At 67.1% G+C, this 21,644-nt stretch carries 19 protein-coding genes; 10 read left to right on the top strand and 9 right to left on the bottom strand.

What is annotated here, in order from left to right; translation table 11 throughout:
• Positions 1-12: 12 nt before the first annotated feature.
• The 4 genes from paaD to paaA are packed head-to-tail and all read right to left on the bottom strand — an operon-like array spanning position 13 to position 2,931.
• Positions 13-537, bottom strand: a complete 525-nt coding sequence (gene paaD, locus RCH15_RS01075) for a 1,2-phenylacetyl-CoA epoxidase subunit PaaD (protein ID WP_326957178.1) — start codon at positions 535-537, stop codon at positions 13-15.
• Between the two features lie 2 nt (positions 538-539).
• Positions 540-1,448 (bottom strand): 1,2-phenylacetyl-CoA epoxidase subunit PaaC, encoded by a 909-nt coding sequence (gene paaC / locus RCH15_RS01070; RefSeq protein WP_326957176.1) that lies wholly within the window; start codon positions 1,446-1,448, stop codon positions 540-542.
• Positions 1,445-1,903, bottom strand: coding sequence for a 1,2-phenylacetyl-CoA epoxidase subunit PaaB (gene paaB, locus RCH15_RS01065; protein WP_326957175.1), 459 nt, complete (start codon positions 1,901-1,903; stop codon positions 1,445-1,447). Before paaB ends, paaC begins: the two co-directional genes overlap by 4 nt.
• Complete coding sequence (paaA, locus tag RCH15_RS01060; protein ID WP_326957172.1) at positions 1,900-2,931, bottom strand: 1,2-phenylacetyl-CoA epoxidase subunit PaaA; 1,032 nt, start codon at positions 2,929-2,931, stop codon at positions 1,900-1,902. The genes paaB and paaA overlap by 4 nt, the downstream gene beginning before the upstream one ends.
• Positions 2,932-3,098: 167 nt before the next feature.
• On the opposite strand from paaA, the gene RCH15_RS01055 reads away from it, so the two are divergent.
• The 4 genes from RCH15_RS01055 to RCH15_RS01040 all read left to right on the top strand — a co-directional run bounded on the left by RCH15_RS01055 (position 3,099) and on the right by RCH15_RS01040 (position 9,998).
• Positions 3,099-4,157 (top strand): LCP family protein, encoded by a 1,059-nt coding sequence (locus RCH15_RS01055; RefSeq protein ID WP_326957170.1) that lies wholly within the window; start codon positions 3,099-3,101, stop codon positions 4,155-4,157.
• Between the two features lie 92 nt (positions 4,158-4,249).
• On the top strand, positions 4,250-6,466 hold the full coding sequence (locus RCH15_RS01050; protein WP_326957168.1) for a S9 family peptidase: 2,217 nt from the start codon (positions 4,250-4,252) through the stop codon (positions 6,464-6,466).
• A gap of 431 nt (positions 6,467-6,897) precedes the next feature.
• Positions 6,898-7,551: a peptidoglycan-binding protein gene (locus RCH15_RS01045; protein WP_326957166.1), complete on the top strand. Its 654-nt coding sequence runs from the start codon at positions 6,898-6,900 to the stop codon at positions 7,549-7,551.
• A gap of 8 nt (positions 7,552-7,559) precedes the next feature.
• A complete protein-coding gene (locus RCH15_RS01040; protein ID WP_326957164.1) occupies positions 7,560-9,998 on the top strand; it encodes a hypothetical protein in 2,439 nt (812 codons plus the stop codon).
• A 201-nt stretch (positions 9,999-10,199) separates the two neighbouring features.
• Here the strand turns inward: RCH15_RS01040 and RCH15_RS01035 are convergent, their stop codons facing one another.
• Both RCH15_RS01035 and RCH15_RS01030 read right to left on the bottom strand, forming a co-directional pair.
• Positions 10,200-10,775, bottom strand: a complete 576-nt coding sequence (locus RCH15_RS01035; RefSeq protein ID WP_326957162.1) for a GNAT family N-acetyltransferase — start codon at positions 10,773-10,775, stop codon at positions 10,200-10,202.
• Between the two features lie 59 nt (positions 10,776-10,834).
• A complete protein-coding gene (locus RCH15_RS01030; RefSeq protein WP_326957160.1) occupies positions 10,835-12,004 on the bottom strand; it encodes an acetate kinase in 1,170 nt (389 codons plus the stop codon).
• A gap of 192 nt (positions 12,005-12,196) precedes the next feature.
• Between RCH15_RS01030 and RCH15_RS01025 the strand changes: the two genes are divergently transcribed.
• Entirely contained in the window at positions 12,197-12,457 is a 261-nt protein-coding gene (locus RCH15_RS01025) for a hypothetical protein (RefSeq protein WP_326957158.1), read from the top strand.
• 30 nt (positions 12,458-12,487) lie between these two features.
• Here RCH15_RS01025 and pta read toward each other — a convergent pair whose 3' ends face one another.
• The gene (gene pta / locus RCH15_RS01020; protein ID WP_326957156.1) at positions 12,488-14,599 is read right to left on the bottom strand and encodes a phosphate acetyltransferase; all 2,112 of its coding nucleotides are present in this window, start codon (positions 14,597-14,599) and stop codon (positions 12,488-12,490) included.
• Between the two features lie 144 nt (positions 14,600-14,743).
• Here pta and RCH15_RS01015 point away from each other — a divergent pair, with 144 nt between their 5' ends.
• The 5 genes from RCH15_RS01015 (at position 14,744) to RCH15_RS00995 (ending at position 18,733) form a co-directional block, all read left to right on the top strand.
• On the top strand, positions 14,744-15,064 hold the full coding sequence (locus RCH15_RS01015) for a hypothetical protein (RefSeq protein WP_326957154.1): 321 nt from the start codon (positions 14,744-14,746) through the stop codon (positions 15,062-15,064).
• Between the two features lie 136 nt (positions 15,065-15,200).
• A complete protein-coding gene (locus RCH15_RS01010) occupies positions 15,201-15,749 on the top strand; it encodes a hotdog fold thioesterase (RefSeq protein ID WP_326957152.1) in 549 nt (182 codons plus the stop codon).
• A 16-nt stretch (positions 15,750-15,765) separates the two neighbouring features.
• Entirely contained in the window at positions 15,766-17,094 is a 1,329-nt protein-coding gene (gene paaK, locus RCH15_RS01005) for a phenylacetate--CoA ligase PaaK (protein WP_326957150.1), read from the top strand.
• 100 nt (positions 17,095-17,194) lie between these two features.
• On the top strand, positions 17,195-17,800 hold the full coding sequence (locus RCH15_RS01000; protein ID WP_326957148.1) for a TetR/AcrR family transcriptional regulator: 606 nt from the start codon (positions 17,195-17,197) through the stop codon (positions 17,798-17,800).
• Positions 17,801-17,866: 66 nt separating this feature from the next.
• Positions 17,867-18,733: a DUF427 domain-containing protein gene (locus RCH15_RS00995; RefSeq protein WP_326957146.1), complete on the top strand. Its 867-nt coding sequence runs from the start codon at positions 17,867-17,869 to the stop codon at positions 18,731-18,733.
• 66 nt (positions 18,734-18,799) lie between these two features.
• Here the strand turns inward: RCH15_RS00995 and RCH15_RS00990 are convergent, their stop codons facing one another.
• Together RCH15_RS00990 and paaZ are read right to left on the bottom strand one after the other, a co-directional pair.
• Entirely contained in the window at positions 18,800-19,207 is a 408-nt protein-coding gene (locus tag RCH15_RS00990) for a VOC family protein (protein ID WP_326957144.1), read from the bottom strand.
• A gap of 172 nt (positions 19,208-19,379) precedes the next feature.
• The gene (gene paaZ, locus RCH15_RS00985) at positions 19,380-21,491 is read right to left on the bottom strand and encodes a phenylacetic acid degradation bifunctional protein PaaZ (protein ID WP_326957142.1); all 2,112 of its coding nucleotides are present in this window, start codon (positions 21,489-21,491) and stop codon (positions 19,380-19,382) included.
• Positions 21,492-21,644: the final 153 nt, after the last annotated feature.

The following is a 21,644-nucleotide window of genomic DNA, read 5'->3' as shown; positions in this document are numbered from 1 at the left end:
AGCACCTGTTCCTTACAAAACTTTGAAGTAGTCGAACGGTTCCTTGCAGTCCTGGCAGACATACAGCGCCTTGCAGGACGTGGAACCGAAGCGGGTAAGTTCCTTCGTGTGCAGCGATGAACACTGCGGGCATTTCACGGCCAGGGACAGGCGGACCGGCCCCGCGTGGCGTACTGCGGCTGAGTGGCCGGACGGCGGGGCGATGCCGTATTCCTGCAGTTTGGCCTTGCCGGCCTCGCTCATCCAGTCCGTGGTCCAGGCCGGGGACAGGACCAGCTCCACCCGGACGTGGGGGTAGCCGGCGCCCTGGAACGCCGTGGTGAGGTCGTCCCGGATGGCGTCCATCGCGGGGCACCCGGAGTAGGTGGGCGTGATGGTGATCTGGACTGCGGGAACCGGCCCGCCGTCGTCGAAGAGCTGGACGTTCCGGAGGATTCCCAGATCAGCGACCGTGAGAACGGGGATTTCCGGATCGCAGACCGTGGCCGCGATGTTCCAGGCCTTCTGTTCGGCTGCCGTGGTGTCCGTCTCGGCCATGATTACCAGCTTGCTCCGGGGTACTCGCGGGCGAGCACCTGCATTTCGGCGAGGAGGTAGCCGAGATGCTCCGAGTGCAGCCCCCTGCGCCCGCCGCCGGGAGCGGGCCGGACGTCGGGAACATCGAGTTCGGCCGCGGTGAGGACCTCGCCGGTGAGCCGGTCGAAGTCGGTGCGCAGGCTGGAGGGCTCGACGGCGGCACCGGTGGCGGCAAGGCGGGCGGTGAGCTCGTCGTCGCGGAAGAGTTCCTCGACGTAGGGCCAGATGACCTTGAAGCCGTGGATCATCTTCTCCCGGGACTCGTCCGTGCCCTGGGCAAGGCGCAGCACCCACTGGGCACTGTGGTCGCGATGGTAATCGACTTCCTTGACCGCTTTGGCGGCGATGCCGGCAAGGGTGGCGTCGGTGGACTGCGTCAGCCGGCGGTAGAGCTCGAACTGGTAGTAGCTGACCACGAACTGGCGGGCGATGGTGACGGCAAAGTCGCCGTTGGGCTGCTCGAACAATTCCACGGAGCGGAATTCATGCTCGCGGCGGAAGTAGGCGAGGTCATCCTCGCTTCGGCCGTCCATGCCGCCGGCGTAGCTGAGGAAGGACCGGGCGTGGCCCAGCTGGTCCAGCGCAATGTTGCCCAGGGCGATGTCTTCCTCGAGCTCAGGTGCCCGGGAAATCCAGTGGCCCAGCCGCTGCGCGAGGATCAAGGCGTCATCGCCGAGGCGCAGGGCGAACTCGGCGGCGTCCTCGCTCGGCTTCGCGGCGCCGCGGCTCACGGCGAGGGCAATGTCTTCGGGGCGGAGGGCGTTGCCGGGGGTGATGCGGGTGGCGCTGGCCGTTGCCTCGCCGCTGTTACCGGAGGTCTTGATACCGACGGAGAGGTCCCCGTGGCCGGCAGTTTCGTCGAGAGTACTCACAGGTGCTTCACGCCCTCGCTCTTGGTGTAATACGTCGCGTGCCGGTAGTCCTTGCCTTGGGGCGACTCGAAGAACGAGCCCTTGGCGTCCGGATCGCTGGAAGCGATCGCGTCTGCCGGGACAACCCAGATGGACACGCCTTCGTTGCGGCGGGTGTAGAGGTCACGGGCGTTGCGCAGTGCCATGGCAGAGTCGGGAGCATGCAGGGATCCTGCGTGGACGTGGGAGAGGCCGCGGCTGGAGCGGACAAAGACTTCCCAGATGGGCCAGACGTTGGCGGTCACACCGGCGGGGCGGGGCGCCTTGGCTGAGCTGGGCTCACCCGTCACGGCCTTGGTGGCTGCGGGCGCCGCAGCTGCTGCGCGCTCCGCGGACTGGTTTTCCGCATTGTCAAGGGCGCGGGAGCCGCTGTCTGCGGTGCTGGCCGGAAACTCCGGGTTGCCGTGGGGGCTCATGCTGCAAATTCCTTTTCTGCTTGCTTCGCGGCCTGCTTTTCCGCGTAGGCGGCGGCGGCTTCGCGGACCCAGGTGCCGTCATTGTGTGCTTCGCGGCGCCGTTCCAGGCGCTGGGCGTTGCAGGGGCCACGGCCGGCGAGGACTTCGTGGAACTCTTCCCAGTCCAAGGGGCCGTGCTCCCACTTCTTGGTCTCTTCGTTGAAGCGGATGTCCTTGTCCGGGAGGGTGAGCTCCAGAACCTTGACCTGTTCCATCATCATGCCGACGAAGCGGTTGCGCAGTTCATCGTTGCTGAAGCGTTTGATGTTCCAGGCCATGGACTGCTTGGAGTTGGGCGAATCATCATCCGGCGGGCCGAACATCATCAAGGCCGGGGCGTACCAGCGGTTCACGGCGTCCTGGGCCATCTGCTTCTGCTCGGGCGTGCCGTGCGAGAGTTCCAGCAGGATCTCGAAGCCCTGGCGCTGGTGGAAGGATTCTTCCTTGCAGACCCGGACCATGGCGCGTCCGTAGGGACCGAACGAGGCACGGCAGAGCGGCACCTGGTTGGCGATCGCGGCGCCGTCGACCATCCAGCCGATCGCGCCCATGTCCGCCCAGGTGCGGGCGGGGTAATTGAAGATGGAGGAGTACTTGGCCTTGCCATCCATCAGGTCCTGCATCATCTGATCGCGCGGCTGGCCGAGGGTCTCGGCAGCGGAGTACAGATACAGTCCGTGGCCGGCCTCGTCCTGAACCTTGGCCATGAGGATGGCCTTGCGCTTAAGGCTGGGGGCGCGGGAGATCCAGTTGGCTTCCGGCTGCATGCCGATGATCTCCGAGTGCGCGTGCTGCGAAATCTGGCGCAACAGGGTTTTCCGGTACGCCGGGGGCATCCAGTCGCGGGGTTCGATCCGCGAATCATCCGCCATGACTTTGTCGAAGTATGCCTGGCCGTCAGCGTCGTGCCGGGCCGCATCTTCGAGGCTCTGTTCGTGCTGTGCCACTGATGGCCCTCCGGGCACTGACTGCAGGGTCTGCGATGCCATGGTTGCTCCTATGCATTTCCGATAAATAATTACCGACCGTTCGTTCAGGATATGCGGAAGGCTGGAGATGCGTCAAGCACACCGACATGTGGTCGGGTAGACCGCCGGCTTCCACATGTGTCCTTGTACCCGTCCGCTTGAATTGGTCGCGGTGGTAGTGTCCGGCCATGGGAACCACACCGGAACCAGCTGACGCCGCCGGCCCTGCCGCGGCATCCGGTGGGAGGCACCGCCGTCGAACAATCGCCATCTCCGTCATTGCCGGGCTGGTGGTCCTTGCCCTCGCTGTTGCGGCGTTCCTGCTGAACCGGCCCCGCACCGAATCCGCGGCCCCGGTCCAAACGTCCGCGCCCGCGGCGGAGTCCTCCCCGGCCCCGACCCCGACCCCGGATCCGCCGCCCGGCGCCCTCAACATTCTCCTGATCGGCAGCGACAGCCGGGTAAACGAACGGGCCATCGCGGCCTCCGGCGCAGCCTCGGACCAGCGCGGGGACGCCCTCGTCTTCATCCACCTCCCGGCGGACCGCCAGCATGTCTACGGCATCTCCGTCATGCGCGACCTCTGGGTAGACATCCCCGGCTACGGGGCCGCCAAGGTCAACGCCGGACTCGAACTGGGCGGCGTGCCCCTCATGACGCAGACGGTGGAGTCGCTGCTGGGCCAGCACATCGACCACACCGTGATGCTGGACTTCCAGGGCTTCGCTGCTTTGACCGATGCGCTCGGCGGTGTCGACGTCGACATCAAACAGGCGTTCCAAGGGACAGTCGATGACTTCGTGACCTTTCCGCAGGGTGTGAACAGGCTCAACGGCGTTCAAGCCCTGGCCTTTGTCCGCGAGCGCCACGCGTTCGCCGACGGCGACTACCAGCGGGTCCGGAACCAGCAAGCCTTTATCCAGGCTGTGATGGCCAAGATGGCCGCGGAGGGTAGCCTGTCGGACCGCAACACCGTGAAGCAACTCCTGGCAACCGTCCTCCCCCACGTCACGGTGGATCCCGGTCTTACATTGGAGACGCTGGAACGGCTGGCCTTCAGCCTGCGGAGCACACCGGCCGGCAACGCCGTGTTTTTCACGCTTCCCACCGCCGGCACCGGAACCAGCAACGACGGACAGTCCATCGTCCTGCAGGATCGTGCAGCCACCGCCGCGGTCGCCGCCGCCCTGACCGCCGGGACGTTGCCCGAGTACATCGCCGCCAACAATCTGCAGAACGGGAACTGACTTTGCATCACCCGGTGGCCACTCCGGCGGCCGGCCCGCGGCGGGCGCCGGTTACGGGCGTCCCGCCCCCGCTTGGGCGGTAGATTGGTGCCATGACCCAGACTCCCGTGCGGCCGTCCCCGCAGCCCCCCGTTGCCAAGAAAATTCCCGCCGTCCGTACGCACCACGGCGACGCCTTCGAGGATAACTACGAGTGGCTGCGCAACAAGGAATCAGCGGAAGTGGTGGCTTTGCTCCAAGCGGAGAACGTTTACCAGGAAGCCGTTACCGCGTCCCAGGAGCCGCTGCGGGAGGCGATCTTCCAGGAAATCAAAGGCCGCACCCAGGAAACGGACCTCTCCGTTCCCAACCGCAAGGACGGCTGGTGGTATTACACCCGCTCGGTGGAGGGGAAGGAATACGGCATTCAGTGCCGCGTCCGCGCCCAGGACACCGGGGACAGCGTCGCGGACTGGACGCCTCCCGCCGTCGAGGTCGGCGTCGGCATTGAAGGCGAGGAAATCCTGCTGGATGGCAACATCGAGGCGGCGGGCCAGCCGTTCTTCGCTGTCGGCGGCGCTGCCGTCAGCATCGACGGGAACCTCTACGCCTACGCCGTGGACAACGCCGGCGACGAGCGGTTCACACTGCGCATTAAGGATCTGCGGACCGGCGAGCTCCTGCCGGACGTGATCGAGAACGTCTTCTACGGCATCTCCTTCTCCCCCGACGGCACCCGGATCTTCTACACCGTGGTGGACGACGCCTGGCGGCCCTACCAGGTGAAAGCCCATGTGCTCGGCACACCCGTCGAGTCCGACGAGGTCATCTACCAGGAGGACGACGTCGCCATGTGGCTTGGCTTCGAACTCTCCGCAGACCGGCGGCACCTGGTGCTGGGCATCGGCTGTTCCGAATTCAGCGAGACGCGGCTGCTGCGTTTCGACGCCCTCGAGGCCGGACTCCGCACCGTGATCTCCCGGGACGAACGCATCCTCTACGAGGCGGAGCCTTTCCTGCTGGCCGACGCCTCCGGGGCCCGCACCGAAACCATCCTGCTGACCCATAACAGGGACGCCATCAACTCCATGGTCTCGCTCGTGGACCCGGCCGAGCTCGCCAAGCCGGTGGCCGAGCAGCACTGGATTACCGTCGTCGATCATTCCGACCAGGTGCGCGTCAACGGGGCCGGAGTCACCTCCACCCACCTGGTGGTCTCCATCCGGAAGGACACGATCGAACGGGTGCAGGTCCTGCCGCTGGCCCGGCTGGGCACCCCGGCGCAGGGCACCCCGGTAGAGCCGGCGTTTGAGGAGGAGTTGTACACCGCGGGCGTCGCCGGCTCCGACTACGAGGCCCCCGTGATCCGAATGGGCTACACCTCCTACTTCACGCCGTCGAGGGTCTACGACTTTGTGCTGCCCACCGCGGAGCAGCCCGCCGGCGAGTTGCTGCTGCGCAAGGAAAGCCCGGTCCTGGGCGGCTACTCCGCCGCGGACTACATCGCCACACGGGAGTGGGCAGTGGCACCCGACGGGACGCGCATCCCGCTCTCGGTGCTGCGCCATGCCTCGGTGGCGTGCGACTCCACGGCAGCCGGATTGGTCTACGGCTACGGCTCCTACGAGATGAGCATGGATCCCAGCTTCGGCATCGCCCGGCTCTCCCTGCTGGACCGGGGTATCGTGTTTGTGATCGCGCACATCCGCGGCGGCGGGGAACTGGGCCGGCACTGGTATGACGACGGCAAGAAGCTGCACAAGAAGAACACCTTCACGGACTTCATCGCGGCCACCGACTGGCTGGCTGGATCCGGCTGGGTAAACCCGGCGCGGATTGCGGCCATGGGCGGCTCGGCCGGCGGCCTCCTCATGGGCGCTGTGGCCAACCTGGCACCCGAAAAGTACGCGGCAATAGTGGCTGCAGTCCCGTTCGTGGACGCCCTGACCACCATCCTGGATCCCGAGCTGCCGCTCTCTGCCCTGGAATGGGAGGAATGGGGCAACCCGATCACGGACCGGGACGTGTACGAGTACATGAAGTCCTACACGCCGTACGAGAACGTCCGCGCGGTGGACTACCCCAGGATTGCGGCGGTCACCTCCTTCAACGACACGCGGGTGCTCTACGTGGAGCCCGCCAAATGGGTGCAGCGGCTGCGCGAACTGAACACCGGCAGCGAGCCGATCGTGATGAAGATCGAGATGGAGGGCGGCCACGGTGGTGCGTCAGGCCGCTACGTGCAGTGGAAGGAACGGGCCTGGGATTACGCCTTCGTCGCCGACTCTTTGGGCGCGACCGGGCTGCTGCCGGGGGCCGGGCTCACGTAGGCCGCCCCCTCTGAGGATCGGCTGCTCCGTCGTCGGGATGCGCCGGCATCATCCGTGTCCCGGTCCGGGCCGGGCCGCCGGGCGCGGCGCTCCAGCCCAGTTGCTCGCAGCGGGAGGCCGGCTCAGCCACGGGGAGCGGGGTGTATCCGGGGGTTGCCGCGGTTTCCCGGTGGTGCGGGCAGTGGCAACTGGGCGGGGCGCAGGTGACTCGCATGGGACACAAGGCTCCCGTTGACGCCGGGGTCCGGGGGCTTCAGCAGCTCCGTGGGTGTTGTGGCTGTTCAGAGGCTGGTGACGGCCTTGGCGCGGAATTTCGGGAGCCGCCTACCGGATAAATGCTAACAATGCTTACTATTGACTCGCATGAGGCACATCGGTCTGGACACTGCTCACTGGGGGCAGCAGAAGCCGTGCCGGAACGGGAGTTTTTCGTGAGCACTGAACAGGGATTGACACCGCTGAGCGACGACGAGCTGATGGCGGAGGCAGGCACTGCACTTCCGGACAAGGAGGTGGCCTCCGTCCTGGACCTTAACGCCGACCTTGACCTCGGCCTCAATGCGGCTGCGCCGATCGACCTCGCCGTCGCGGCCAACGCCAACGTCGCCGCCCCGATCGATGCCGCGGCCTCGGCGAACATCCTGTCCTTCGGCTCGGACGCCCAGGCGCTTTCAGACCAGGGCGTCATCATCAACCAGGGCATCGACGCCGACGCCACGGCTGAATCCGCGCAGGACAGCTCGATCGAGCAGGACACCGGCAGCACCGACGGCACCGACACTGGCGCCACGGATGTCACGGCGGAGGAGAGCGCACTGCCGACCGACGTCAACAGCGCCCTCAATTCCAACCTGCTCAACGTCAACGTGGACCTGGACGCCGCTGCCGACATCGCCGCCCCGATCAACGGTGCCGTGGCCGCCAACGCCAACGTCGCCGCCCCGATCGATGCCGCCGTCGCCGCAAACATCGGTTCGATCGACAGCAACGCTTTCGCCGTCTCGCAGCAGGACGCCGTCATCAACCAGAACATCGCGGGCGAAGCCACGGCTACGGCCGACCAGCAGTCCGACCTCCGGCAGTAGTTCCCCGGATGAGCATTCCGCACGGCGGGCCGTCCCTCCCGGACGGCCCGCCGGTCTCCGCTGCGCCGTCGTCCGCGGCTGGCACGGCGATGGTCCCGGTCCGGGCCGGCGGCGTCCAGCTGCTCGGCGAAACACAGGGCTCCGGCTACCGCGAGGCGCCTTCCCTGGTCCGCCGCGCCGACGGCCAAGCCCTCCAGCTGACCCGGTTGCTGTACCTGGTCCTCGAAGCGATGGACGGCACCCGCGGGATGGAGGAGATCGCCAACCACGCCAGCACCGGGTCCGGCCGGCTGGTCAGCGCTGACAACGTCCGGACCCTGATCGACTCACAACTGCTGCCGCTGGGACTGCTGCAGCTGGCCGACGGTTCCCAGCCCGAAGTGCGCAAGGCCGACCCGCTGCTGGGAATGAAGTTCCGCTACACCGTCAGCGACCCGGACCGCACCCGCCGGATCACGGCGCCCTTCGCGGTGCTCTTCAATCCGCTGATCGTGGTCCTTGTCACCGCGGCGTTCCTCGCCAGTTGCTGGTGGGTGCTGATGGTGAAGGGCCTGGCTTCGGCCACGCACGAGGCCTTCGCCAACCCGGGACTCGTGCTGCTGATCCTGGCCGTGACCGTGCTGTCCGCCGGCTTCCACGAGTTCGGGCATGCTGCGGCGGCCCGCCGCGGCGGAGCGACCCCGGGAGCGATGGGCACCGGCCTCTACCTGATCTGGCCCGCGTTCTTCACCGACGTCACCGATTCCTACCGGCTGGGCCGGGCCGGGCGCTTCCGGACCGACCTCGGTGGCCTGTACTTCAACGCGATCGTCGCTGTTGCCATCATGGGCATTTGGTGGGCCACCGGCTTCGATGCGCTGCTGCTCGTCGTCGTGACCCAGGTGCTGCAGATGGTCCGACAGCTGATGCCACTGGTCCGCTTCGACGGCTACCACATCCTCGCGGACGCCGCCGGCGTCCCGGACCTGTTCCAGCGGATCAAGCCGACCCTGCTGAGCCTCCTGCCGTGGCGCCCGAAAGATCCGGAAGCGCAGGTCCTCAAGCCGTGGGCCCGTGCCGTGGTGACCGCGTGGGTGCTCATCACCGTTCCCCTGCTGGTCTTCAGCCTGGTCATGATGGTGCTGTCCGTGCCGCGGCTCCTCGGAACCGCATGGGACAGCGGGCAAAAGCAGTACGCAATGTTCAACCACAGCCTCGCTGGCGGGGACGTGGTCGACGCCGCCGTGCGGATCCTGGCGATCGCCGCGGTTGCCCTGCCCGTCGTCGGCATCTTCTTCATCCTGTTCCGCCTGGGCCGGCAACTGTTCACCGGTGTGTGGCAGAAGACCCGGGGCAAGGCACTCCAGCGCGGGACCGCCCTTGCGGCGATCGTGGCCGTGGCGGCCGGACTTGCCTGGGCGTGGTGGCCCGGCGCCGAGAGCTACCGTCCCGTCCAGCCCTATGAGCGGGGCACGCTGGCCGACGCCACTACCGCGATCTTCCCGGCCGGCACCGCCACCGGGATACGGGAAGGCCAGGCCGGCCGGACCGTCGCGCTCTGGCCCGCCGGCGCCAGGAAGCCCACACGGGAGGAACCGCAACTCAGCATGGTGCTGGTGCCGCGGGACGCCGGTACTGCCGGTTCTGCCGGAACGGCGGCGGCGCCGTCGTGGGTGTTCCCCTTCGACCAGCCGGCCGCGCCGGAGGAGGACGGCAACCAGTCGCTCGCCGTCAACACCACCGACGGTTCCGTTGTCTACGACGTCGCCTTCGCGCTGGTCTGGGCCGACGACGGGACGGATGTGACCACCCGGAACGAGGCCTATGCCTTCGCCAACTGCGCGGACTGCGCCGCCGTCGCGGTCGGGTTCCAGGTGGTGCTGATCGTGGGCCAGACCGACGTGATTGTTCCGGAGAATCTGTCTGCAGCCGCGAGCTACAACTGCGTCCGGTGCCTGACCTACGCCCTGGCGAGCCAGCTGGTCCTCACGCTGGACGGGCCGCTGAGCGCCGATGGCATGGCCCGGCTCAATGGGCTCTGGCAGCAGATCACGGAATACGGCCGGAATCTGCAGAATGTGCCGCTCTCGGAGATCCAGGGGCGACTGGACGCCTTCAAGGTTCAGATCATGGACGTCATCAAGAGCGACCCCAGCGCCACACCGGGTGTTTCGTCCGGCACGGCTCCCGCCACCACGGGCAGCTTGCCGGGACCGAGCCCGACGGCGACCCCCGGCCCTACTACTGACCCTGCGCCGCGCCCCACGCCAGGCGGGACCGCGGCCACCGTTCCCGCCGGTATGGCCCCGGCCGCCACGTCCCCGGCGAGTGCGGAGCCGCAGCCCACGCAGTCCGCAGGCACGGCCACCGCGCCGGTTCCGGTCACGCCGTCGCTGGACCCGACAAACACGGCTCCGACAAACACGGCCCCGCCGACGCCGAAAGCCACGGCCCCGCCGGCGCCGTAGGTCGTCTGGGCGGCCGAGGCCGTGAGTGCGCTTGGGCCTTCGGGCCCCGGAGCCGGGGGCAGACACTTTCGCCGGCGCCCCTTGGCCGGAGTCTGTTTCGGGCGCCCATCTGCCGAAGATGGCCGCTATGGGACCGCCGGTTTCAAGGTGTGGCTTAGCGGCCATCTGTGGCGAACCGGTGGGCCCTGCACGGGCAGGCCGTCAGGCCGTAGAGCCTTTGGCTGGCTGCCGGGCAATCCACTCATCCGCGAGGAGGGCGTAGACCACTTCCGTGGCCCACTGGCCCTTGTAGTGCCACTTATCCAGCTGGGTGGATTCCAGCCGCATACCGAGCCGTTCGCACAGTGCCGCAGAGGCCGTGTTGAGCGCATCGAGCTTGGCGTTGATCCGGTGGAAGCCGAGTTCCCCGAAACCCAGCTTCAGCAGCGCACCGGCGGCCTCGGACGCGATTCCCTTGCCGCGGGCCTCCGGGGCCAGGCTCCAGCCGATCTCGGCCTGGCCGCGGCCGGGCAGCCACTTCAGCACCACCTCGCCGAGCAGCCCGGGCGAGTCTGCGGCCTCGATGGCCAGGCAGATCCAGTCGCCCTCCTTCTCGAAGACGAAGTTGGCATACTTGCCCACGGATTCCATGGACTTGGTGTAGCTTTTCGCCTCCCCGGGCAGGAACCGGGCGGTCTCGGGCAACGACTGGTAAGCGAAGTATGGGTCCAGGTCCGTGGCCTCGAAGGGGCGCAATACCAGCCGTTTGGTGCGCAGGGGCAGGTTCAGTTCCGTCATGGCCCCCACGCTACCCATTGGTTGGTCCACACGTGCCGTTCCGGACCGCAAAAGCGCCGTCAAGGAGCAGCGGGTGAGCCGGTGACGACGGCGGCCGTGGCCTCGGCGATGGCACGCTCCTCGTCCGTGGGCACCACGAGGACAGGAATGGCCGAGGACGCCGAGGAAATCACCCGGGGTTTCTTGGAGCGTTCGCCGTTCAGGCCGGCGTCGAGCTCCACGCCGAGGGCAGCGAGCCGCTCCGCCACGAGGGCACGGAACCGGTGCGAGTTCTCCCCGATTCCGGCGGTGAACACCAGCGCCTTGGCCCCGCCGACGGCCACGTGGTAGCCGCCGATGTACTTTGCGAGCCGGTAGGACGCCACGGCGAGTGCCATGGCCGCTTTGGCGTCCCCGGCGTCGGCGGCCTCCACCACCGTGCGCATGTCATTGTTACCGGCCAGGCCCTTGAGCCCGGACTGCCGGTTCAGCATCGCGTCCAGATCCTCCGGGGACCAGCCGGCCCGGCCGAGGAACACCAGGATGGACGGGTCCAGGTCGCCGGATCGGGTGCCCATCACCAGACCCTCCAGCGGAGTGAAGCCCATCGAGGTGTCTACAGACTGCCCGCCGCGGATCGCCGTGACGGAGGCTCCGTTGCCCAGGTGGGCGATGACGGCGTCGAACTCCTCTACCGGAACAGCCAGCAGCGCTGCCGCCCGGTGCGCGACGTACTCGTGCGAGGTGCCGTGGAAGCCGTAGCGGCGGATCCCGTGATTGGTATACAGCTCATCCGGCACCGCGTAGCGCCAGGCGTGCTCCGGGAGGGTGCGGTGGAAGGCCGTGTCGAACACGGCCACCTGCGGCATGTCCGGCCACTTCTTCGAGATCGCACGGATGCCCAGCACGTTCGCGGGGTTGTGTAGGGGCGCCAGCGGGTTGAGCCGCTCAATGGCCCGCGTGATCTCGTTGTTGATCAGGACCGGGGCGGAGAATCGCTCCCCGCCGTGCACCACCCGATGCCCCACGGCGTCAAGAACCCGGCCGCCCAGGGCCGCATGGATCTCCTCATCCACCTGCTCCAGCGCCTCTGCGTGGTCGCGGGGACCCTCAATCTGGCCGTCGCCGTCGCCGCCGGTGCCCATTCCGATCTTCTCGACCAGTCCCTCGGCGAGCACGCTGCCGGCTTCAATATCGCGGACCTGGTACTTAAGCGAGGACGAGCCTGAGTTGATAACGAGCACGAGCATGGGGCCTCCTACGCCTTGGCTGTTGCGCCGACCCCGGAGGGTGCGCCGGATTTGGCATTCGCCGGAGCCTGGCAGAGCACTCCGTGGGACCCACTATAAATTGCCGGACCGGCACGCGCGGGCATCCGTTGCGAAAGCTCCGGCGGGCGCCTAGAGTCGGCGGACCACCAGGACACTCACGAAGGGATTTACATGACTGACGAAGCAACCCAGCCAGAGGGCACCGAGCCGGAGAGCACCGAGCCCAGCACGTCCGGATCAACAGATCCCACCGGCGTCGAAGGCGCCAACCCGGCCCTGGACGACACGGGCAACCTCAAGGCCGCCGAGGTCGGAGAAGCGCCCCAGCCCCCCGAGAACCTGGAGGACCTGGACCTCACACCGGCAGGTTTGGCTGACGAACCTGCCGAGCAGGAAGACCCGGACAGCCCGGTGGAGCCGGGAAACAGCTGACCGGGAAACAGCTGCCCGGAAGACGGTTGGCTAGGCATGCACAGCCGCGGGCGCCGGCTCCACGGCCGGCCCCACGGACTGCGCCTGGACCGCGGTGATGGCCACCGTGTTGACGATGTCCTCCACGGTGCACCCGCGGGAGAGATCATTGACGGGCTTCCGGAGCCCCTGGAGGACGGGCCCGACGGCGACCGCTCCCGAGGACTGTTGCACTGCCTTGTAGGTGTTGTTGCCGGTATTGAGGTCCGGGAAGATGAACACCGTGGCTTGCCCGGCGACGGACGATTCGGGCATTTTTGACTGGGCGATCGCTGCGTCCACGGCCGCGTCGTACTGGATGGGGCCTTCGACGGCGAGATCCGGGCGGCGGGTGCGGACCATCTCGGTGGCCTGCCGGACTTTGTCCACCGCCTCGCCGGTCCCCGAGCCGCCGGTGGAGTAGGACAGCATGGCCACACGCGGTTCCACGCCGAACTGAACGGCAGTCTCGGCGGAGGCCAGGGCGATGTCCGCCAACTGCTCGGCGTTTGGATCGGGATTGACCGCGCAGTCGCCGTAGACCAGCACCCGGTCCGGCATCAGCATCAGGAACACCGAGGAGACGATCTTCACGCCCTCGCGCGTCTTCACGAACTCCAGCGCCGGCCGGATGGTGTGCGCGGTGGTGTGCGCGGCGCCGGAAACCATGCCGTCCACCACCCCGAGCTGCACCATCATGGTGCCGAAGTAGCTGCCGTCCAGCATGAGTTCCAGCGCCCGGGCGAGGTCCACACCCTTGTGCGCGCGCAGCTGCGCATACTTCCGGGCAAACTCCTGGCGCAGCTCCGACGTCGCCGGGTCCACAATATTCATGCCGGCGAGGTCGACGCCCTGGGTGGACGCCAGCTCCCGGACCGCCGACTCGTTGCCCAGGATGGTGAGCTCACACACGTCCCGGCGGTGCAGGATTTCAGCGGCCCGCAGGATCCGCACGTCCTCCCCCTCGGGCAGCACGATGTGCCGGCGTTGCAGCCGGGCCCGTTCGATGAGGTCGTGCAGGAACCGCAACGGCGTCATCCGTTCCGGCCGCGGCAGGTGCAGCCGTTCGAGCAGCTCGGCCTCGTCCACCCGTCGGGCCCACAAACCCAGGGCAGAGGCCACCTTACGGCGATGCCCGGACCAGATTTCGCTGCGCACCTCAGAGACCCGCTTGGCAGTGAAATAGGTGTCATCCTGGGCGGCAAAAATGGGGAACGGGGCCTGTGCCAGCAGCGAATAGATGGTGGGATCCGGAGCCAGGCCGCCGGTCAAAATCAGCGCTGACGGGACCGGGAAGTCATGCGAAAACGACGACGCCAGGCAGGCAACCAGCACGTCGGCCCGGTCACCGGGAACGATCACCAGGGCGCCGTCGTCGAGCACGTGCAGGAAGTTGGCCACGTTCATAGCGGCCACCTTGACCGAATGCACGTCACGTTCCAGGTCCGGCAATCCGGCCACCTGGCCCAGGCCAAGGGCTGCGGCAACCTCGCCGGTGGTGGGCCGGGCAATGGCCTCCAGCTCCGGCAGCACATACACGGGCCGGCCCGAGGCGCCGGGACGGACGGCTGCCGCAATGGCCTCCAGGTCCGCCGGGTCGGCCCGGTTCACCATTATCGCCAGGAGCGAGCAGCGTTCGGCGAGGAGTTCCTTCCGGGCGACCTCGACGGCGTCGGCCGCCTCCGCGACAGTCCGTCCCTTGGCGCCCACGACGGCCACGATGGACGCGGCCAGGTTGTTGGCAAGGCGGGCATTGAGGTCGAATTCGACGGCGGCGTCCTGGCCCGTAAGGTCGGTTCCCTCGATGATCACCACGTCGGCGTGATGTGACATTTCGGCGAACATCTCCACGCAGCGGGCGTCGATCTCGGCCCTGTTCCCCTCGGCCAGGAGTCCACGGACTTCGGCGAAGGTCAGGCCCCCGCGGCAGCGCTGGTCATCCAGGTCGAACCGGGACTTCATCAGGGCCACCATGGGGTCGGCGGCGGGGTCGGATCCGTTGACCACAGGCTTGAAGAAACCGATCCGGTCCGCGTGGCGGTGCAGCGTGTCCGCCAGCCCCAGCGCTACGAGTGACTTCCCGGATCCCGGTGTGGTCGCGCTGACGTAAATCCCCTTGGCCATGGTCCGCCCTTAGGTTGTGCCGGAGTGGTGCTCGGTCCGTCCATACTTTCACTTGTTGTACCGCTTTCTCCACGTAGCCGCGGACACCGGCCGCAGGACTTTGGCCTCTTGCCCGCCAGGGACCCGCAAGCCAGTGTGGGGAGCATGGAGGATCACGCGGAAACTTGCCGGATTGAACTGCAGGATGTCGGCGGCACGGCCTGGTGGGCCCGCATCTTCACCACCCTCACGTCCCAGACGGGAAGCACTCAGCTCCGGTTCATTGGCCGTGTGGGCGGCGAAATCCGCTACTCAAGTTCGACGTTCTCATCCCCGACGCCGGTCTCACCGGTGCCACCCGAGGAGGCCTGGGCCCCGGGGCTGACCCGCAGCCTGGAGGAGCTCGTCAGGGACCTTCAGCGCGACGGATGGGCCCAGACCGGGCGCGGCCGCGAACCCTGGGACCTGACGTTCCAACGGGGCTGAGTCCTTATTCTCCCCCACCGCTGCCCCCCGGAATGTGTCTACAACCCGGGCCTCCGCGTCGCCATCTCTTGACAGAAGGCACCCGAATGGGATTACCTAATGAACATTCGGTAAATAAAGCTGGAGGCAATGACGCATGGCTGAACTGACGATGTCCGGGACCACCCACCCCATCCTGAAGGACGACTATGCCTCGGAATGGATGGGCATTGAGGTGGTGGCCCTGAACGACGGGCATGCCACGATCCGCATGACACTCCGGCAGGAAATGCTCAATGGGTTCGGGATGGCCCACGGCGGCATGATCTTCGCCTTCGGCGACACAGCCTTCGCGCTGGCCTGCAATCCGGCCACCCCGGGACCGGGCGAAGCCGGAATCGACCCGGGCACCATCACCGTGGCGTCCGGGGTCGACATCAATTTCCTCAAACCGGCCTTCCGCGGCCAGGTTTTGACCGCCGTCGCCAACCGCCGCGCCAGCACCGGACGAAGCGGCCTCTACGACATCCAGATCTACGCCGCCGATCCCGGTGCGGGCACGCCGACGGCACCGCAGTCGGCACCCGCCGGCCAGGTCCCCGCCACGGTTCCGGGAAGCCTCCCCACCGACACAGCCACCAACGCCACTGCGTGGGAACTCATCGCAGAGTTCCGCGGCCGCAGCCGCACCATCTCCAAGAAATAGAAACAGGGAACCCCAGATGACCCAAGAAACCGTCGCCACCACCAGTGATGCTGTCCTGGACCGCGAAGAAACCATCTCACGCGACGAACTCGAAGCGCTGCAGCTCGGCCGCCTCCAGCACACCGTGGCCTACGCCTACGACCGCGTCCCCCTGTACAAGCGCAAGTTCGACGAAGCCGGCGTCCACCCCGCCGACCTCCGCGAACTCTCCGACCTCGCCAAGTTCCCCTTCACCACCAAAGAGGACCTTCGGCTGGAGTACCCCTTCGGCATGTTCGCCGTCCCGCAGCAGCAGGTGGCCCGCATCCACGCGAGCTCGGGAACCACCGGCCGCGCCACGGTGGTGGGCTACACCAAGCAGGACCTCGCCGACTGGGCCAAGCTCGTGGCCCGATCGCTGCGCGCCTCCGGCGTCCGCCCCGGCATGAAGGTCCACAACGCTTACGGCTACGGCCTGTTCACCGGCGGCATGGGTGCCCACGCCGGCGCCGAGGCCCTGGGCTGTACAGTCATCCCGATCTCCGGCGGCCAGACCGAACGCCAGATCACCCTCATCCAGGACTTCAAGCCGGATGCGATCCTGGCCACCCCGACCTACCTGCTGACCATCGCCGACGCCATGATGAAGCAGGGCATCGACCCGGCTTCCACCTCGCTCAAGTACGCCGTCCTGGGCGCAGAGCCGTGGACTGAGGAAATGCGCCATGAGCTCGAAGCGACCATGAACATCAAGGCCTGCGACATTTACGGGCTTTCCGAGGTCATGGGCCCGGGCGTCGCCGGCGAGGCCGTGGAAACCCAGGATGGCAGCCACATCTGGGAGGACCACTTCCGTCCTGAGATCATCGACGCCTTCGATCCCTCGGTGGTCCTGGGCGATGGAGAACACGGCGAACTGGTCTTCACGTCCCTGACCAAGGAAGCGCTGCCCATCATCCGGTACCGCACGAAGGACCTCACCCGGCTGCTGCCCGGCACCGCCCGGCCCGCGCACCGCCGCATGGGCCGCATCACCGGCCGCAGCGATGACATGATCATCCTTCGCGGCGTGAACCTGTTCCCCTCCCAGATTGAGGAGATCGCACTCCGGGTCCCCGAGCTGAGCCCGCATTTCCAGCTGGAACTCACCCGTCCCGAGGGCCAGCGGATGGACCAGTTGACCGTCAGGATCGAACGCCGCGAGTCCGTCACAGTCGAGGGAGTCGCCTCCGCGGCCAAGGTCCTGCAGCAACAAATCAAGATCCACGTCGGCTCCTCCTGCACCGTCGACGTCGTCGAGCCCGGCTCCCTGGAGCGGTCCAACGGCAAGCTCCGCCGGATCTACGACATGCGCCCCAAGGCCTGAGCCCCTTTCCACGCTCCGCCGCGACGGCCGGCCCGGCTGGGTGTCCCTTGAAAAGCCACACCTGCCGGGCCGACCGACCGTTCATGAGAAACTAGCGAGTATGCCCACCACAGCAAGCAGCACCAAGCGCGGCCGTCCCGGTTATGACCAGCAGTCGGTGCTGGTGATCGCCGTGGACGTCTTCAACCGCCACGGCTACGATGCCACCTCCATGGGCATCCTCGCGGAGAACTTGGGCATCTCCAAGTCCGCCATCTACCACCACGTCCCCTCCAAGGGGGACCTCCTGAAGCTGGCACTGGACCACGCCCTCGGTGGGCTCGAAGCCATCCTGGACCAGCCCCAGGCTCTGACCGGCACGGCCGAGGCGCGGCTTGAGTTCGTTCTTCGCGAGACCATCTCGGTGCTGGTGGAACGGCTCCCGTTCGTCACGTTGCTGCTGCGCCTCCGCGGGAACACCGAAATTGAGCGGAACGCCATGGAACGCCGGCGCACGTTCGACCACAAGGTGGCGGCCCTGATTTCCGCGGCCCGCGACGAGGGTTCACTCCGCCAGGACATCGACCCCCGAACCGTGACCCGGCTGCTCTTCGGCACCATCAACTCGATCGTCGAATGGTACAAACCCGGAGGCTCCCTCTCTCCGGAGAAACTCGCCGACGACGTCATCACCATGGCCTTCCACGGCCTGCACGTCCCCCGCTAGGGGCATGGTTCGGGGCGCCAGCAAGACCCCATTGACCGCGACCGGCGCCCGGGCCACGCTGAGAAGATGGCCACCAAACTTTCCCAGGTGCTCCTGGGCACCCTCCCGCAGCTGAGGTACGAGCCCACTGCCAAAAGGATCCGAGCAAGCCACAGCCGGATCACCGTCGTCGACACACTGCAGGCCTGCCTGGTTTGGGAACCGCGCCGGATCACACCCCTGTATGCCGTGCCGGAACAGGACCTTCGCGCCGACCTCGCACCGCCTTCCCTGGCGCCGGCCGCCGTCGAAGAGCACCCCTTCGCCGTTCGGGCGGGCGGGGCGCCAACGGCGCTGGACCCCGGGACCGGGTTTGGCAGGCACACCTGCGCCGGCGAGGAACTCGACGTCGTGACACCAGTGGCGACCGTTCACCGCGGCGCGTTCCGGTTCGAGGACACGGATCTGGCCGGCTATGTCGTCCTGGAATTTGATGCCTTCACCTGGCTTGAGGACGACGAGGAAATCATCGGCCATCCGCGGGATCCATTCCACCGGGTTGACATCCGCGCGTCGTCCCTGGAGGTGGAGGTGGTGTTCGACGGCGTGAAGCTGGCCGGCACCCACGGCGCACAACTGCTCTACGAGACGTTGCTCCCGGTGCGCTATTACATCCCGCCCGCGGATGTGCGGCTGGACCTGCTGGAGGAGGGCCCCAAGCGGACGCTCTGCCCGTACAAGGGCCAGGCCAGCTACTGGAGCGTCCCGGGCTCGGCGCAGGGCCGGAACATCGCGTGGAGCTATGACCGGCGATTCCTCGATGCCGCCCAGATCCACGGGCTTATCAGCTTCTTCAATGAGCGGGTCGACCTGACGGTCGACGGTGTGCTTCAATCCCGGCCCGTCTCGCCCTGGTCCCGCCCGGGCGGCCCGGGCGGCCCGGGGGCAGGCTGAGGCGCCGCGCGGTGCATGGAACAGCGCCCCGGCAGGCCGGGACGCTGTTGGGTGAGACGTTGCCGGCTAGAGCTGGTAGTCAGCTGCCGTCGTGATGTTCTCGTGAACGCACAGGATGTTGTGCTCCGTGTCCATGAACCAGGCGCACTTCTGCGAATCCGTTGTGCAGATGTGGTTCTCGGTCTTGAGATCCGGCAGGTTGTAGTCCTGGAACTGGACGCCCCTGGACTCCATCTCCTGGACGGTCCGCTCGATCTCGGAGACTTCAAAACTCAGGGTTGTGTGCTCGGAATGCTTTCCGTCCCTGACGGGCATCAACTGCAGCGTGGGGCCGCCGTCGCTGCCGAATAATTCACTACCGTCCTCTGTCACTCCACGGTGCGGGAGGCCCAGTGTGTCCGCATAGAAGCGGTGGGCTCGCTCTGCATCATCGACTGGCAGGACCGTTGTGGCTGTGTTCAAAACTAGGGTCATATCGCCACCTCCTACGAGGACGATTTTACGCCGGTGGCGGGCAAAAAGAGCCTGCCGGCTCCCCACCCTGGTGACGCTCCCGCACGTTCGGCACCCCAAGGATGGATGCTCCCTCAGGGTGAGGGAGCATCCATCCGGGAACCGCCAGACCTGAGGGAGCGTCGGAAGGGGTCTACTTCTCCACGAGGGTGAGGACGTCGTACGTGGCGACGATCTCGTCGTTCTGATTGGTCAGGACAGCATCCCAGGCCACCTCGCCATACTCGTCGGTCTCGCGCGGCGTGATCTTCTTGGCGGTCAGGGTGACCCGGATCGAATCGCCCGCGGCCACCGGCGTGATGAAGCGCAGGCTTTCCAGTCCGTAGTTCGCCAGGACCGGACCCGGCGCAGGCTCCACGAACAACCCGGCGCCCCAGGCCAGCAACAGGTACCCGTGGGCCACGATGCCCGGAAAGAACGGGTTGGCCGCCGCTGCCTCCTGGTTGGTGTGGGCATAGAAAGTGTCGCCGGTGGAATTCGCGAACTTGGTGATTTCCTCCAGCGTCACTTCGCGGAGCCCGGAGCGGATCGAATCACCGATGCGCAGCGTGCTCAGGTGTTTCCGGAACGGGTGCTGGCCCTCAGTCTCGAGGGTGAAGTTCCGGTCCGCTCCGGTGTGCCAGACGCCCGTGACGGCGGTCAGCATGTTCGGTGAGCCCTGGATGGCGGTGCGCTGCATGTGGTGCAGGACGGAACGGATGCCGCCGAGCTCCTCGCCGCCGCCGGCACGGCCGGGTCCGCCGTGGACCAGATGCGGGACCGGGGAACCGTGGCCGGTGGAGCTGCGCGCGTCCTCGCGGTTGAGCATGTGCACCCGGCCGTGGTGGGCGGCGATGCCGGTGACGAGTTCGCGGGCAACGGCCGGATCGTTGGTGCAGACCGAGGCGACCAGCGAGCCGCCGCCGCGGGCGGCGAGGCGGACGGCGTCGGCCAGGTCCGTGTAACCGATCACCGAGGAGACCGGACCGAAGGCCTCCAGGGAGTGGACCTCCCCGGCTTCCGGGTCGGCCCAGCTCAACAGCACAGGGGACATAAACGCCCCGTCCGCGACGACGCCAACGCTGCCGTCCGCGCTGGTGACCTTCGGCGAATCGAGCGTGCCGTAGGCGAGTTCCCCGCCGGCGTCGAGCATGGACTGGACGGCGGCGCGCACATCGGCAAGCTGCTCCAGGGATGCCAGGGCGCCCATGTTGACGCCCTCGGCGCGCGGGTCTCCGAGGACGATGCGCTCGTTGATCCGTTCCCCCACGGCGGCGATGACGTCCTGTACCAGCTCCTGCGGCACAATGGCCCGGCGGATGGACGTGCACTTCTGCCCGGCCTTGGCGGTCATCTCACTGACCAGGGACTTGATAAAAGCGTCGAACTCCGGGGTGCCCTTGACGGCGTCCGGGCCCAGGATCGAGGCGTTCAGGGAGTCGGTCTCCGAGGTGAAGCGGACCCCGCCCCGCACCACGTTGACGTGGGACTTGAGCGTGTTGGCAGTGGTCGCCGACCCGGTGAAAGCCACGAGGTCGCGGTAATCGAGGTGGTCCAGCAGGGTCCGGACCGAGCCGGAAACCAACTGCAGGGAGCCCTTGGGCAGGATGCCGGATTCGATGATGGCCTTGACCACGGCGGCGGTGACGTACCCGGTGGGGGTGGCGGGCTTGACGATAGTAGGCACGCCGGCGATAAACGCGGGTGCCAGCTTCTCGAGCATGCCCCACACGGGGAAGTTGAAGGCGTTGATTTGCACGGCTACGCCCGGGATGCGGGTGTAGATGTGCTCGCCGGCGAAGGATCCGTCCTTGGACAGCACCTCCATGGGGCCGTCCACAATGACCTGGGAGTTGGGAAGCTCACGCCGGCCCTTGGATCCAAACGTGAAGAGGACCCCGATGCCGCCGTCGATATCGACCATTGAGTCGATTTTAGTGGCGCCGGTCTGGGCGGAGAGCGCGTAGAACTCCTCGCGGCGGCCGTTCAGGTACTGCGCCAGCTCCTTGAGCTTGAGCGCGCGCTGGTGAAAAGTCAGTTTGCCCAGTTCCGCCTGGCCGGTGGTGCGTCCGTGGTCAACGACGGCGGCAAGATCCAGTCCCTCAGTGCTCACTTTGGCGAGGAGTTCACCGGTGCTGGCGTCCCGCACGGAGGCGGCGCCAGCCGCCGATCCCGCGTCGGGGGTCCACCAGGAATCCCGGATGAAGCTTGGAACGATCCCGACAGTGTCTACTGTGGGTTCCGGAGCGGTTGCAGTGGTGGTCATCGTTGACGGGTCCTTCCAACAGGGGCAAGATCAACACGGCCAGCATTACTGACCGTCCGTTCGGTAATATGTCTACAGTACATGAATGAGGCCTGCCGCACACTAGCTGCGGCGGCACGGACCGGCCCGAGCCCTTGGGTCTGCAGGCCATAA

Source organism: Arthrobacter sp. MP_M4 (assembly GCF_035984855.1).
In the GTDB taxonomy this organism is placed as follows: domain Bacteria; phylum Actinomycetota; class Actinomycetes; order Actinomycetales; family Micrococcaceae; genus Arthrobacter.
This window is presented reverse-complemented; position numbering and strand designations above follow the sequence as displayed.

What these genes read in the sequence shown, in the direction of transcription:
- RCH15_RS01055 (WP_326957170.1), top strand. Translation starts at nt 3,099, where the DNA reads ATGGGAACCACACCGGAACCAGCTGACGCCGCCGGCCCTGCCGCGGCA.
- paaD (WP_326957178.1), bottom strand. Translation starts at nt 537, where the DNA reads ATGGCCGAGACGGACACCACGGCAGCCGAACAGAAGGCCTGGAACATC.
- paaK (WP_326957150.1), top strand. Translation starts at nt 15,766, where the DNA reads ATGACCCAAGAAACCGTCGCCACCACCAGTGATGCTGTCCTGGACCGC.
- RCH15_RS01010 (WP_326957152.1), top strand. Translation starts at nt 15,201, where the DNA reads ATGGCTGAACTGACGATGTCCGGGACCACCCACCCCATCCTGAAGGAC.
- RCH15_RS01025 (WP_326957158.1), top strand. Translation starts at nt 12,197, where the DNA reads ATGACTGACGAAGCAACCCAGCCAGAGGGCACCGAGCCGGAGAGCACC.
- RCH15_RS01040 (WP_326957164.1), top strand. Translation starts at nt 7,560, where the DNA reads ATGAGCATTCCGCACGGCGGGCCGTCCCTCCCGGACGGCCCGCCGGTC.
- paaZ (WP_326957142.1), bottom strand. Translation starts at nt 21,491, where the DNA reads ATGACCACCACTGCAACCGCTCCGGAACCCACAGTAGACACTGTCGGG.
- RCH15_RS01030 (WP_326957160.1), bottom strand. Translation starts at nt 12,004, where the DNA reads ATGCTCGTGCTCGTTATCAACTCAGGCTCGTCCTCGCTTAAGTACCAG.
- RCH15_RS01015 (WP_326957154.1), top strand. Translation starts at nt 14,744, where the DNA reads ATGGAGGATCACGCGGAAACTTGCCGGATTGAACTGCAGGATGTCGGC.
- RCH15_RS01000 (WP_326957148.1), top strand. Translation starts at nt 17,195, where the DNA reads ATGCCCACCACAGCAAGCAGCACCAAGCGCGGCCGTCCCGGTTATGAC.
- RCH15_RS01050 (WP_326957168.1), top strand. Translation starts at nt 4,250, where the DNA reads ATGACCCAGACTCCCGTGCGGCCGTCCCCGCAGCCCCCCGTTGCCAAG.
- RCH15_RS00990 (WP_326957144.1), bottom strand. Translation starts at nt 19,207, where the DNA reads ATGACCCTAGTTTTGAACACAGCCACAACGGTCCTGCCAGTCGATGAT.
- paaB (WP_326957175.1), bottom strand. Translation starts at nt 1,903, where the DNA reads ATGAGCCCCCACGGCAACCCGGAGTTTCCGGCCAGCACCGCAGACAGC.
- RCH15_RS01035 (WP_326957162.1), bottom strand. Translation starts at nt 10,775, where the DNA reads ATGACGGAACTGAACCTGCCCCTGCGCACCAAACGGCTGGTATTGCGC.
- paaA (WP_326957172.1), bottom strand. Translation starts at nt 2,931, where the DNA reads ATGGCATCGCAGACCCTGCAGTCAGTGCCCGGAGGGCCATCAGTGGCA.
- RCH15_RS00995 (WP_326957146.1), top strand. Translation starts at nt 17,867, where the DNA reads ATGGCCACCAAACTTTCCCAGGTGCTCCTGGGCACCCTCCCGCAGCTG.
- pta (WP_326957156.1), bottom strand. Translation starts at nt 14,599, where the DNA reads ATGGCCAAGGGGATTTACGTCAGCGCGACCACACCGGGATCCGGGAAG.